This window comes from Reyranella sp. (genome assembly GCF_052439685.1).
In the GTDB taxonomy this organism is placed as follows: domain Bacteria; phylum Pseudomonadota; class Alphaproteobacteria; order Reyranellales; family Reyranellaceae; genus Reyranella.
Map to the genome: position 1 here is coordinate 455,368 of NZ_JBQVQG010000002.1, position 13,050 is coordinate 468,417.

General features: G+C 65.9%; 13 protein-coding genes. 9 read left to right on the forward strand and 4 right to left on the reverse strand.

Translation table 11 applies throughout. The annotated features are described in order from the left end of the window. Positions 1-5: 5 nt before the first annotated feature. The 3 genes from ACT6UX_RS05250 to ACT6UX_RS05260 are packed head-to-tail and all read right to left on the reverse strand — an operon-like array spanning position 6 to position 2,010. Positions 6-956: a HoxN/HupN/NixA family nickel/cobalt transporter gene (locus tag ACT6UX_RS05250; RefSeq protein ID WP_444774080.1), complete on the reverse strand. Its 951-nt coding sequence runs from the start codon at positions 954-956 to the stop codon at positions 6-8. Next, positions 953-1,627, reverse strand: coding sequence for a DUF1007 family protein (locus tag ACT6UX_RS05255; protein WP_444774081.1), 675 nt, complete (start codon positions 1,625-1,627; stop codon positions 953-955). Before ACT6UX_RS05255 ends, ACT6UX_RS05250 begins: the two co-directional genes overlap by 4 nt. Further along, positions 1,624-2,010, reverse strand: coding sequence for an acyl-CoA thioesterase (locus ACT6UX_RS05260; protein WP_444774082.1), 387 nt, complete (start codon positions 2,008-2,010; stop codon positions 1,624-1,626). The genes ACT6UX_RS05255 and ACT6UX_RS05260 overlap by 4 nt, the downstream gene beginning before the upstream one ends. Before the next feature lie 109 nt (positions 2,011-2,119). Here ACT6UX_RS05260 and parE point away from each other — a divergent pair, with 109 nt between their 5' ends. The 9 genes from parE to ACT6UX_RS05305 all read left to right on the forward strand — a co-directional run bounded on the left by parE (position 2,120) and on the right by ACT6UX_RS05305 (position 12,487). Continuing rightward, positions 2,120-4,129 carry a DNA topoisomerase IV subunit B gene (gene parE, locus ACT6UX_RS05265; protein ID WP_444774083.1) on the forward strand — a complete coding sequence of 670 codons (2,010 nt, stop codon included), beginning with the start codon at positions 2,120-2,122 and terminating at the stop codon, positions 4,127-4,129. Between the two features lie 102 nt (positions 4,130-4,231). Further along, the gene (locus ACT6UX_RS05270; protein ID WP_444774084.1) at positions 4,232-4,801 is read left to right on the forward strand and encodes a hypothetical protein; all 570 of its coding nucleotides are present in this window, start codon (positions 4,232-4,234) and stop codon (positions 4,799-4,801) included. A gap of 52 nt (positions 4,802-4,853) precedes the next feature. Then, positions 4,854-5,903, forward strand: coding sequence for a quinone-dependent dihydroorotate dehydrogenase (locus ACT6UX_RS05275; RefSeq protein WP_444774085.1), 1,050 nt, complete (start codon positions 4,854-4,856; stop codon positions 5,901-5,903). Between the two features lie 79 nt (positions 5,904-5,982). Beyond that, on the forward strand, positions 5,983-6,888 hold the full coding sequence (locus tag ACT6UX_RS05280; RefSeq protein WP_444774086.1) for a DMT family transporter: 906 nt from the start codon (positions 5,983-5,985) through the stop codon (positions 6,886-6,888). Between the two features lie 4 nt (positions 6,889-6,892). Further along, a complete protein-coding gene (locus tag ACT6UX_RS05285; RefSeq protein ID WP_444774087.1) occupies positions 6,893-8,053 on the forward strand; it encodes a CaiB/BaiF CoA transferase family protein in 1,161 nt (386 codons plus the stop codon). Then, the gene (locus tag ACT6UX_RS05290; RefSeq protein ID WP_444774088.1) at positions 8,050-9,597 is read left to right on the forward strand and encodes an acetyl-CoA acetyltransferase; all 1,548 of its coding nucleotides are present in this window, start codon (positions 8,050-8,052) and stop codon (positions 9,595-9,597) included. Before ACT6UX_RS05285 ends, ACT6UX_RS05290 begins: the two co-directional genes overlap by 4 nt. Positions 9,598-9,604: 7 nt before the next feature. After that, positions 9,605-10,192, forward strand: coding sequence for a hypothetical protein (locus ACT6UX_RS05295; RefSeq protein WP_444774089.1), 588 nt, complete (start codon positions 9,605-9,607; stop codon positions 10,190-10,192). A gap of 28 nt (positions 10,193-10,220) precedes the next feature. Next, positions 10,221-11,054, forward strand: a complete 834-nt coding sequence (locus tag ACT6UX_RS05300; RefSeq protein ID WP_444774090.1) for a phytanoyl-CoA dioxygenase family protein — start codon at positions 10,221-10,223, stop codon at positions 11,052-11,054. A gap of 5 nt (positions 11,055-11,059) precedes the next feature. Beyond that, positions 11,060-12,487, forward strand: coding sequence for a coniferyl aldehyde dehydrogenase (locus ACT6UX_RS05305; protein WP_444774091.1), 1,428 nt, complete (start codon positions 11,060-11,062; stop codon positions 12,485-12,487). Between the two features lie 37 nt (positions 12,488-12,524). On the opposite strand, the gene ACT6UX_RS05310 is transcribed toward ACT6UX_RS05305, so the two are convergent. After that, positions 12,525-13,028 carry a hypothetical protein gene (locus ACT6UX_RS05310; protein WP_444774092.1) on the reverse strand — a complete coding sequence of 168 codons (504 nt, stop codon included), beginning with the start codon at positions 13,026-13,028 and terminating at the stop codon, positions 12,525-12,527. Positions 13,029-13,050 lie beyond the last annotated feature (22 nt).

The following is a 13,050-nucleotide window of genomic DNA, read 5'->3' on the forward strand; positions in this document are numbered from 1 at the left end:
CGATCTCAGCGCAGGAAGCGTTCGAGCGAACCCAGCAGCAGTGTGCCGCCCGTCGCGATCACGATCAGCGAGGCGGCGATGGCGGTGAAGCGCCCGATCTCCTGCGAGCGGCCCTCGGCAATGATCAGCCGGTGGGCCACCATCGACGCCATGCCGATGGCGGCCAGGGTGATCGCCATTCCGAGCGCAATGGCGATGACGCCGACCACGCCGGCCCACAGCACGTCGAGCGCGATCGAGAGCAAGATGATGATCAGCGCGCCGGCGCAGGGCGCAATGCCGGCCGCCGTCAGCAGCAGCCAGCCGGCGATCGTGCGCTGCGGCGCCTCCCGGCCATGGTCGTGGTGGTGGCCGTGGGCATGATCGTGATGATGATGCTCGTGCCCATGGGCATGCCCATGCTCATGGCCGTGATGGTCGTGGTCGTCGCCGTGCCAATGCTCGTGCAGCCGGCCGGTGATACCGGCCCACAGACGCCAGAAGCCCACCAGCACGATCAACGTGTAGGAAAGGATCTCGACGTTGCGCACTTCGCGCAGTGCGCCCAGCAGGCCGACCGTCGAGGACAGCTTGAGTGCGCCGGCAAGGAGAAGCGCCGCGAGCGTGTGGGTGAAGGCGATCCAGCCGCCGGCGAAGATGCCCTCGATCCAGGCGCGAGGACGGCTGCTATCGAGGAAGTAGGCCACCACGACGGCCTTGCCGTGGCCCGGGCCCAGCGTGTGCACGACGCCGTAGCCGAAGCACACCGTGACCAGAGTCCACAGCGCGAGCGAGCCCGTACCCGACTGCACGTCGCGCAGCGAGGTCGACAGGACCTGGTTGATGCGGCGCTGGTATTCGGCCGAGTAGCGCGCGAGTTCGGCGACACCGTCGCTGAACACCAGCGCGCAGCCGAGAGCGACGAGCAGAAGAAGCCCCACCCACAGGAAGGGCGAACGGAGAGCGGAAGTTTTCACGGAAGCTGGCATGTCACCACGTCGGCGAAGAAGGGATAGCCGCGCACGAACTCGGACTTGTGTGTCGGATGCTTGCCCAAGGTGCAGCCGGCCTGAACCGAGGCCTTGTCGACCTCGATCCGGATGAAATCCTCGGGATCGTACGTGGCGATCGACACGAGCTTGGAGGGCCGGGTCAGCGCGAAGCGCATCACATAGACGAGATTGCGCGCGCCCTGCTTGCGCGGCACGCCCGGCGCGTCGGCCCGCTTGTTGGCCGGCATCGGCATCCCGGCATTGTCGCCGGCGTTACGGTCCCATTCCGGCGGAACGAAACTCGCCGGATCGTCGATACGCACGGAAAACTGCGGCGCCTTGGGCGGCCGGAAGTCCTTTCCGCCGGTGTTGATCCAGCTCAGGTACCCGTCCTTGCCGAGCTCGGGCATCATCTCGTCGGCGAGCAGCTTGGTTTCGCGGGCAGAGACCTTGCCGTTCTTGTCCTCGTCGATCAGCGGGATCTCGACCTCGCTGGAGAACGGGTCGAATCGCCATTCGATCTCGACATGCGTGTATTTCCCATCCTTGACGACCATGCGCACGACCTGCTGCACGACGATGTGCGGATGGGCGAGCGCCACCGCCGGTGCGAACAGCGTCAAGGCGGCCAGGATCGGGGCGAACAGCCGCCTCACGCCGGCTCCTGGTGCGGCACGGGGCGCGGCTTGCCCTCGTCGTCGATCGCCACGAACACGAAGGTGCCGTGGGTAACCCGGATGTCGGTTTCCTCATGCCGGCGCTGGACGACGGTCTCGAGCCCGATGGTGATCGACGTCCGGCCGACCTTCACGACTTCGCCATAGATCGACACCATGTCTCCCACCTTGATCGGCTCCACGAAGGTCATGGCCGTGATCGCCACTGTGGCCACCCGCCCCTTCGCCACCCGGGCCGCGAGCGAGCCGCCCGCGATGTCCATCTGGCTCAACACCCAGCCGCCGAAAATGTCGCCATTCCCGTTCATGTCGGCAGGCTGAGGGACGATCCTTACGATGGGATCGCGGCGACTTTCGGACATCAATTCCTCACCGGATGTGGTTGCTTTCACGCGGTTTTGCTACCATACCCATGCCGGACCGGCCACCCAGCGATCCCCTCGCGCGGCCGCGGAAAGACAAGAAGCAGGCATGGCACGAAACGGCGATCTCTTTGATCGGTCTGGCGGCGGCAAGCGTGCCGCGGGTCCGAAGGAAAACTCCTACACGGCGAGTGACATCGAGGTGCTGGAGGGCTTGGAGCCCGTCCGCAAGCGCCCCGGCATGTACATCGGCGGCACCGATGAACGGGCCATGCATCATCTGGTGGCCGAGATTCTCGACAACTCGATGGACGAGGCCGTCGCCGGCCATGCCGACACGATCTGGCTCGAAATGCTGCCGGGCAACTACGTCGCGGTGCGCGACAATGGCCGCGGCATGCCGGTCGATCCTCATCCCAAGTTCAAGAACAAGTCGGCGCTGGAGGTGATCCTCACCACGCTGCATGCCGGCGGCAAGTTCAACAGCAAGGTCTACGCCACGTCGGGCGGCCTGCATGGCGTGGGCGCCTCGGTCGTGAACGCGCTGTCGGACGACCTCGTCGTCGAGGTCGCCCGCGACCGCCAGGCCTGGACGCAAAGCTTCTCGCGCGGCCTTCCGGTCTCGAAGCTGAAGCCTGCCGGCCCCGCGCCGAACCGGCGCGGCACGATCGTCACCTTCCATCCCGATCCCGAGATCTTCGGCAAGCAGCAGTTCGCCCCCGAGCGCCTCTACCGCATGGTGCGCTCCAAGGCCTACCTGTTCCGTGGCGTCGAGATCCGCTGGAAGTGCGACAAGTCCCTGCTCAAGAACAGCGGGATTCCCGAGGAAGAGACGTTCCGCTTCCCCAACGGACTGAAGGACTACATCACGTCCGAGATCGGCCAGCGGCCGACCGTCGTGCCGCAGCCTTTCGCCGGCGAGGCCAAGAGCGAGAGCAACGGCAAGGTCGAGTGGGCCGTGTGGTGGCCGAACGACGAGGAAGGCTTCGTCCGCTCCTACTGCAACACCGTGCCGACCGCCGAGGGCGGCACGCATGAATCGGGCTTCCGCAGCGCCTTGGTGCGCGGCCTCAAGCGCTACGCCGAGCTGACCGGCAACCGCAAGGGTTCGGTCATCACCGCCGACGACGTGATCGATGGTTCTGCAGCCCTGGTCTCCGTCTTCATCGAGCAGCCGCAGTTCCAGGGCCAGACCAAGGAAAAGCTGGTCAGCGTCGAGGCGACCAAGATCGTCGAGACGATCGTCGGTGACAATTTCGAACACTGGCTGATCGGCGACAAGGAAGCCGGCAACGTCCTGCTGGAGCATGTCGTGGCCAAGGCCGAGGAGCGGCTGCGCCGACGGCAGGATCGCGAGCAGCAGCGCAAGACCGCGACGCGCAAGCTGCGCCTGCCGGGCAAGCTCGCCGATTGCTCGAGTTCGTCGTCGACCGGCACCGAGATCTTCCTGGTCGAGGGCGATTCGGCCGGCGGTTCGGCCAAGGCGGCGCGCAATCGCGAGACCCAGGCGATCCTGCCGCTGCGCGGCAAGATCCTAAACGTGGCCAGTGCCACGTCCGAGAAGATGCGCGAGAATCAGGAGATTCAGGATCTCATCCAGGCGCTGGGCTGCGGCGCCGGCACTCACTATAATGACGATCGGCTGCGCTACGAGCGGGTCATCATCATGACCGACGCCGATGTCGACGGCGCGCACATCGCCTCGCTGCTGATGACGTTCTTCTATCGCGAGATGCCGAAGCTGATCGAGAACGGACATCTGTTCCTCGCCCAGCCGCCGCTCTTTCGCATCAGCAAGGGCGGCCGCACCGAATATGCGCAGGACGACGCCCAGAAGGACGAGCTGATCCGGACGGTGTTCAACGGCAAGGCCGACATAACGCGCTTCAAGGGCCTGGGCGAGATGCAGTCCGTCCATCTGCGAGAAACCACGATGGATCCGGCCAAGCGTGTTCTCCTGAAGGTCGACGTGCCGCTGATCACCGGCACCGAACCGGAGTCTCGCGTCGAGGACATGCGGACCCGTACCCTCGTCGAGGACCTGATGGGCCGCAAGCCTGAGAAGCGCTACGCCTTCATCCAGGAGAACGCCCGGTTCGCCCGCGACCTCGACGTCTGATACGGCTTACGCCGACCTGACGGACCGCGCGCAGAAATGTGACATTCCGGGAGTGGCGCCCGGCGCTATGATTGGAAAATATTCCGCGGAGGAGTTTGCCCAATGCGTTTCAGGTCCAAGATCGCCGCCGCCCTGCTGGCGGTCGCCGCCCTTCCGGCCGCGGCCTATGCCGCCGTGATCGGCGGCACCTACTACGCGGTGCAGTACGACTATCGCGAATTCTTCGCCGCAACGGACGGCAAGAACTTCCAGGTGGTGATTCATGGCAATCCCTTCCCCGGCACCGATCCGGCGGTGGTGGCGCGTGACCTGCTGCCGATGATGCAGGCGGCCAAGCCGATGCCCCGGCTCACCTTCACCTACGAGACGCCGGCGGAAAAGCCGCGGCCCGACTACCGCCTCATGCTGGTTTTCGATCCGGCCAACGATCTCAACAGCGACTCGGTCTGCAAGGGCACCGTGCGCTTCAAGCCCGGCAAGCCCGGCGTCTTCAACGTCTATGCCATCTACTGCCGCAACGACATGACGATGTCCGAGACCACCGCCTGGACTCCTGCGAATGGCCCGACCGACCCGCGGATCGGCGAGCTTTTCCGTGAACTGTTCATGGTCGTGTTCTCGGACTCACCGTCCCTGCGCCCGAACCAGGGCGGCGGCATGGGCCGCGATTAGCCGTCCCGGGCGCCCAAGCGCTCCACAGGGAACTTCTGCTAACCAGACGGCAATGGCCGTCTGGTATTCCCTCCTCGATCTCGCCCTCTCCCGTCTCGACGCGGAGGCCGCCCATGGCCTCGCCATCCGCGCCCTGAAGACAGGCCTCCTGCCGGGCGACCGGCGGACCGATGCCGTTTCCCTGGCCACGACGGTATGGGGCCGCTCGCTGCCCAACCCGATCGGTCTGGCCGCCGGCTTCGACAAGAATGCCGAGGTCGCCGACGCCATGCTGGCGCAGGGCTTTGGCCTGGTGGAGATCGGGAGCGTCACGCCGCGGCCGCAGGAGGGCAACCCGCGCCCCCGCCTGTTCCGGCTGCCGCAGGACCGCGGCGTCATCAACCGCATGGGCTTTCCCGGCCAGGGTCTCGACGCTGCCCGCTCCCGCCTTGCCGCCCGTCCGCGGCGCGGTTTCGTCGGCGTGAATGTCGGCGCCAACAAGGATAGCGTCGATCGCGCCGCCGACTATGTGACGGGCTGTGTGGCGCTGGCGCCCTATGCCGATTACCTCGTGTGCAACGTGTCCTCGCCCAATACGCCCGGTCTGCGCAACCTCCAGGGCCGCACCGAACTCGCAGGCTTGTTGAAGCGCGTGCAGGACGCGATTGCGGCCAAGCCCGTCCCGCTCGTGGTCAAGATCGCACCGGATGCCACGGACGAGGATCTCGACGACATCGTGTTCGTCTGCCGCGACCTCCGGCTGGACGGCATCATCATCGGCAACACGACCCTCTCCCGCCCGTCCTCGCTGAAGTCCGAGCGACGCAGCGAGACCGGCGGACTGTCGGGTGCCCCGCTCACAGCCCTGTCGACCGAGGTGCTCCGCAAGGCCGCCCAGCGCGTCGAGCGGCAGTTCCCGCTGATCGGTTGCGGCGGCGTGGGATCGGGCGCCGACGCCTACGCCAAGATCCGCGCCGGCGCCACGCTGGTGCAGCTCTACTCGGCGATGGTTTACGAGGGACCGCCGCTCATCCGCCGCATCAAGGACGAGCTGGCGGCCCTGCTGGCGCGCGACGGGATAAAGTCGGTGGCGGACGCCGTCGGTGCAGACGTTCACGGCTGATCCTCATCGCATCGCGAAAATCTAAACCGCAGACGCGGGACTATTGAGGCCATACACTCCCGGCAGGGAGATAAACGCCGTGCCGCTCTGGATACCGATCACCGTCGCAGCCGCTCTGTGCCAGAACATCCGCACGACGATGCAGCAGAAGATTCGCGGCATCCTGAGCGTCGATGGCGCCAACTTCGTGCGCTATCTCTACGGCGCCCCGCTGGCGCTCGGCATGCTCGCCTTCCTGGTCTTCGTGACCGGGCGACACGTGCCCTCTCTCTCGCTGCATTTTTTGGCCCTGGTGACGATCGCTGGCGTGGCGCAGATCGTGGCCACGTCGTTGATGATCCACGCCTTCTCGCTCCGGAACTTCGCGGTCGGCACGGTTTATTCCAAGACCGAGACGGTGTTCGTGGCCCTGTTCGCGACCTTCATCGCGGGCGAGCCGCTGAAGCTGGGTGCCTGGGCCGGCATCCTGGTCTGCCTGGGCGGCGTGGCCATCCTGAGCGTGCGGGGCAAGTTCTCCGACGTGCGCGGGGTGCTGGCCGACCTCACGCACAAGGGCGCGCGCTACGGCATCCTCTCCGGCGCGATCTTCGCCGTCGCCGCCGGCACGATCCGCGAGGCTTCGAAGCTGCTCCCGGAGGGCGACTTCATGGTGCGCGGCATCACCGTGCTGGCCTGCATGAACACCATCCAGGTCATCCTGATGGCGCTTTACCTGTCACGGCGCGACCGGCCGCAGCTCTCCAAGGTCTGGTTCAACTGGCGGTCCTCGATCTGGGTCGGCATCTTCAGCGTGCTGGGATCCGCCGGCTGGGCTCTCGCCATGACGCTCGAGAACGCTGCGCTGGTCCGCGCCGTCGGCCAGATCGAGCTGGTTTTCACCTTCATCTCCTCCCGCCTCATCCTCAAGGAGCGGCCGTCCCTCGGCGAGTGGATCGGCAGCCTCCTGGTGGTCGGCGGAGTCGTCCTCATCCTCGCAACCCGGTGATCCCATGACAGACATGACGAGGCCGCTCGACGGCCTGCGCATCCTCGATTTCTCGACCACCATCGCCGGCCCGCACTGCAGCCGCCTGCTCGCCGACATGGGTGCCGACGTCGTAAAGGTCGAGGCGCCCGAAGGTGACCTGATGCGCTCGCGCCCGGTGCAGCGGGACGGGTTCAGCACGATGTTCGGCCAGCTCAATGCCGGCAAGAAGTCGATCGTGCTCGATCTCAAGAAGCCGGAAGCGGTCGCTGCCATCAAGAAGCTGGCAGCCACAGTCGACATCCTGGTCGAGAACTACCGGCCCGGCGTCATGAAGCGGCTGGGCCTCGACTATGCCGAACTGTCGAAGGTCAATCCGCGGCTGATCTACTGCGCGATCTCGGGCTATGGCCAGACAGGTCCCGGCGCCGGCCGTCCCGCCTACGCACCCGTCATCCATGCCTCGACCGGCTACGACATGGCGCATCTCTTCTACCAGCAGGGCCGCCAGCGGCCCGACAATTGCGGCATCTTCGTCGCCGACTACGCCAGCGGCGCCTACGCGATGGGCGCGATCCTCGCTGCCGTCCACCAGCGCCATGCGACCGGCAAAGGCCAGATGGTCGACGTGTCGATGTTCGAGACGCTGGTCGGCATGCTGCTGGGCGAGGTCAACCGCGCGCAGTTCGACTTCGAGATGCCCTCGCGGCCGATGTACGGCCCGATCGAGGCGAGCGACGGCTATGTGATGCTGGCGACTGCGAGCGAAAAGACTTTCCAGGACATGGCGACCGCGGCCGGCCGGCGCGACTGGCTCACCGACCCGCGCTTCGAGAAATATCATGACCGACGCATGAATTGGGGCCTGCTCGTCGACGAGCTCGAGCAGTGGTCGAAGAAGATGAGCGTCAAGGAAGTGGTGGCCGCGCTGGAGAAGCAGGGCGTGCCGTGCTCGCCCTATGTCACGGTCACCGAGGCGCTGCAGGACCCGCAGGTGGAGCATCGCGGCTCGCTGTGCACCATCGAGGATGGCGGCGGAACCTATCAGTCGCCGGCCCCGCCTTTCCGGTTCTCCGGCTCAGCCCTGCAGAGCGGCCCCAAGGTCGCCGCCCTCGGCGAAGACACCAAGGCCGTGCTGGCTCAAGCCGGCCTGACCCAATCCGAAATCGAGGCCCTCGTTAAATGATCGATCCGCGTACCCCCATCCTGGTCGGCGCCGGCCAGATCACCGACACAGTCGGCAAGCCGTCGAGCGAGCGCTCGCGGGTCGCCTTCTGCGCCGAAGCAGCCAACCAGGCGCTCGAAGACACGCAGGCCGCCATCGGCGGGCACGCGCTCGGCCATCTGGTCGACGCCATCGCCGTCATGGAGTTTTTCAGCGACATCAGCCCGCGCTTCGCCTCGCCCTACGGCCGGTCGAGCAACCCGCCGCAGAGCGTCGCCAACCGGCTGCATGCCGATCCGAAGCAGCTGCTGTACACGCACTCGGGCGGCAACATGCCCCAGTATCTGGTGAACAAATTCGCCGAGCAGATCGCCCGGGGCGAGACCGAGCTGGCACTGATCTGCGGCGCCGAGTTGCTGCGCAGCACGCAAAACGCGCGGCGTGCCAACATGAAGATCGATTGGAACGAGGACCCGGGCGGCGGCGAGCCGACCCGCATCGGCGATCCGCGCTTTGGCTTCAGTGAGGAGGAGGCGCGCCACGACCTGCGCGCCGCCATCCACTTCTATCCATTGCTGGAGAACGCCATTCGCGGCGGCCTGAAACGCGACGTCGGCAGCCACATGAAGGCGATGGGCCGGCTATTCGAGCGGCTCGCCGCGGTGGCGAAGGACAATCCGCTGGCGACGCGCCGCGAGGGCTACAACGCCGAGGCCCTGTCCACCATCTCCCCGGACAATCGCTGGATCTGCTTCCCCTATCCGCGCCTGATGAACGCCAACGCCATCATCGACCAGGCGGCGGCCGTGCTCGTCACCTCGGTGGAGAAGGCCCGCGAATGGGGTATCCCGCAGGACCGCTGGGTTTTCCTGCACGGCTGCGCCGACGGTACCGACACGTGGGTGGTGTCGGAGCGTGAGAAGCTCGACGCCTCCCCTGCGATCCGCGGCTGCGCCCGCATCGCCCTCGACATGGCCGGCAAGAAAGTCTCCGACATCGACGCCTTCGACCTTTACAGTTGCTTCCCCTCGGCCGTCGAGGTCGCGATGACCGAGATCGGCATCGCCGAGGACGATTCACGCCCGATCAGCGTGACCGGCGGCCTGCCGTTCTTCGGCGGCCCCGGCAACAACTACGTCACCCACTCGATCGCCGAGATGATGAACGTGGTGCGGGCCAAACCCGGCTCCTTCGGCATGGTGACCGCCAACGGCAACTACCTCACCAAGCACTCGGCCGGCCTCTACTCGACCGAACCCACCAAGGGCGCATGGAAACGGGAGGACCCGAAGAAGTTCCAGGCCGAACTCGACGCGCTTCCGAAGCGCCGGGTCGCGACCAAGCCCACGGGGACCGGCACGATCGAAACCTACTGCGTCACCTACGGCAAGGACGCGCCCGAACGCGGCTACATCCTGGGCCGCCTCGACAGCACGGGCGACCGCTTCGTCGCCATGACGCCCGACGATCCCGCCCTCGTGGCCGATATGCTGACGCGCGAGCAGCTCGGGCGTAAGGTCTCGGTCTCCGAATCGGGCGGCCGCAACGTCTTCCAACCACTCTGAGCAACCCATGCGCCGGCGGCTCGCAATACTACTGTCGAAGCTCGCCGGAAGTCTGATTACTCTGCTGCTGGCTTTCGCCCAGCCCTCCTCAGCGCAATCAGATGCCGACTGGGCGGCGGGGAAGGCCGCTGTAGCGAGAGAATCAATTGGCACGCCCGAAGGCTGTCAGAATATCTGGGAGTTCTATTGGCGTTGGGCCAAGAACGGCAGCGTGGAGGCGCGCGTCGAGCTCTGGAAGCTCATAAGCCTCGGCTGGCTAAAGCCCCCAGGCTTGAATCAGGACACGGAGACGCTGTTGCGTCACCACTACACTCTCCTGATCCATAACATCGCGAGCGGCGAGCCGGTCGTCCTCGAGGCGGTCGAGCGCATGGTCACCGTTGATCGGCCGATGACTCAATCCTCGGCAAAACCGTACCTCGAATGCGTGAGGGCCCGTGACAAGAGCGCGTGTGTCGGTTCGCTCGTCCAAGCCGGCCTTGTTGCCGACTTCGATGCGTATGCGCGAGAATTGGACATGCTCGCGGCTGCCCCAGACGCCAAGCCCGCCTCCTGTCCGGACGGCGCCTTCCATTTTCCCCGATTAAAGAAGTAGTCTCACCTATCTGCAGGTCGAGGAATCCATGCCGAACGTGCTGAACGCGGCGCAGACCGCCGAATACAACGAGAAGGGCTTCATCTATGCACGCGGGCTGTTTGCGCCCGACGAGGTACAGCTGCTGACCCGCGCCATGGAGGAAGATCCCGCCGTGCGCGACAGCATCCTCGACCGTCGCGATGGTGAGGGCCGTTCGACGCGCATCGCGCTCTGGAATCGGGCTGGAGACAGCGTTTACGGACTGGCTGCGCGCGTGCGGCGTATGGTCGACACGTCGGCGGCGCTGCTGGGCGGGCCGGTCTATCATTACCAGTCGAAGCTGACGGCCAAGGAGCCGGAGGTCGGCGGCGCCTGGGAATGGCACCAGGATTATGGCTACTGGTACTACAATGGCTGCCTGCGCCCCGACATGCTCTCGGTCATGATCGGACTCGACTGCACCAACCGCGAGAATGGTTGCCTGCAGATCGCCACGGGATCGCACCGGCTCGGCCGCATCGATCACACGCCACTGTCGCCGACCCAGAACGAGGTCGATCCAACGCGCATGCCGCACATCCTCGAGAAGTGCCCGGTCGAGTATTGCGAGCTCGAAGCCGGCGACGCGCTGATCTTCCACTGCAACGCGATCCATCGCTCCGATGCCAACCGCTCGCCCAACCGGCGCTGGACCCTGCTGATCTGCTACAACCGGGTCGACAACGACACCTTCACGAAGGTCGACGATCGATACTACGTGCCGCTCGAGCCGGTCGACGACGACGCGATCCGCCGGGCCGGCCTGCGCTTCGCGCGCGGCGACGGGCAGGAACATTTCGCCAGCAAGCCCTATGTCCCCGACCTCCGAAAGGCATCGTAGAGATCATGCCGGCCCCCAGACTGATCGAGATCCTGCTGAAGCAGCGCGAAGCCCAGCTCAAGGACGGTGCGCCGACCGCCGAGCAGCGCATCGACCGGCTCAACCGCTGCATCGCGCTCCTTGTCGACCGGCGGCGCGATATCGAAGCAGCTCTCACCGAAGATTTCGGCGCCCGCTCGCCCACCGTGACCGCCTTTGCCGACGTCGCGAGCTCGATCGGCCCGCTGAAGCATGCGCGCGACCACGTCAGAGGCTGGATGAAGACCGAACGGCGCCGGACGACGCCGCGCATCCTGGGGTTCCTCGGCGCGCGGGCCGAGATCCGCCACCAGCCCAAAGGCGTAGTCGGCGTGATCAGCCCCTGGAACTTCCCGGTCAATCTCACCTTCGCGCCGCTGGCCGGAGTCCTGGTCGCCGGCAACCGGGCGATGATCAAGCCGTCCGAGACGACGCCCGCCACGTCTGAACTGCTGAAGCAGATGTTCGCCAGCGCCTTCGACGAGAGCGAGATCGCCGTCGTCACCGGCGGCCCGGAGGTCGGACAGACCTTCTCATCCCTGCCCTTCGACCATCTGGTCTTCACCGGCGCGACCGCGATCGGCCGCCATGTGATGCGGGCAGCCGCCGAGAACCTCGTGCCGGTGACGCTCGAACTGGGCGGCAAGAGCCCCGTCGTCATCGGCCGCTCGGCCGACATGGGCGTTGCCGCGGCGCGGATCATGAACGGCAAGACTCTCAACGCCGGCCAGATCTGCCTGGCGCCGGACTATGTGCTGGCGCCCGCCGACCGCCTGCCCGACTTCGTGGCCGCCGCGAAGACTTCGATCGGACAGATGTTCCCGAGCATCCGCGAGAACCCGGACTACACCGCCATCGTCACGGACCGCCACTATGCGCGGCTGATGGACTATCTCGACGACGCGCGGGCCAAGGGCGCGGAGATCGTCGAGATCAATCCAGGCGCGGAGGACCTGCGCCAGCAGCCCCATCGCCGCATCGCGCCGACCCTGATCCTGAACCCGACCGACGACATGAAGGTGATGCAGGAGGAAATCTTCGGGCCGCTGCTGCCGGTGAAGGCCTATCGCGACGTCCAGGAAGCCATCGACTACATCAACGGCCACGACCGGCCGCTCGGCCTATATTATTTCGGCAGCGACGCGGCGGAGCGCGACCGCGTGCTCGACGGCACGACGTCAGGCGGCGTCACGGTGAACGATGTCGTGATGCACGTCGCCCAAGAAGAGCTGCCGTTCGGTGGCATAGGCCCGGCCGGCATGGGCGTCTATCACGGTCATGACGGCTTCCGTGAATTCAGTCACCGCAAGTCGATCTACCACCAGATCAAATGGGACCTGGCCCCGCTGCGCATGCTGCGCCCGCCCTATGGCGCGGGGCTCGCGAAGTATCTCTCGATGCAGATCAAGCGCTGAAAGCGAAAGGTCCCTCGCAAGCGAGGGACCTTTATGTTCACGCCGCCTTGATGTTCGAGCGTTTGATGCGATCGAGATTGGCGCCCTCGATGCGCACCAGCCGGGTCAGACCGTCGCGCTTGGGCGAGTGGACGACGCCGACATCGTAGAAGTGGCTGTCGCCCGGCTTCAACACGTAGGTATTGGCGGGCTCGACCAGGGTCGGCTCATCGCCCTCACCCTTCTTGACGATCCGCCAGTCCGTCATCTCGGTGTCGCCGGTGGCCAGGCCGTAGATCGCCCAACTGGAGCCGTGATCGTGCGGCCCGCCGTGCGCGGCCGTCTCGTAGACATGTCCGCAGATGCAGAAGCCCAGCTCCGGATCCTCGTACAGGACCTTGCGCGGGCGACACTGGTCGGCGGTCAGGTGCGTGGCGACGAATTCATCGTCGAGCAGCACCTTCGACACCAGCTTGCAGACTTCCTGCTTCCCCGCGATGCCGGAATCGGCCTTGAGGGCCTTGCCGATATCGGCGCTCAACTGCTCGAGAGTATAGGTCATTCCTTGCCTCCATCTGAATATC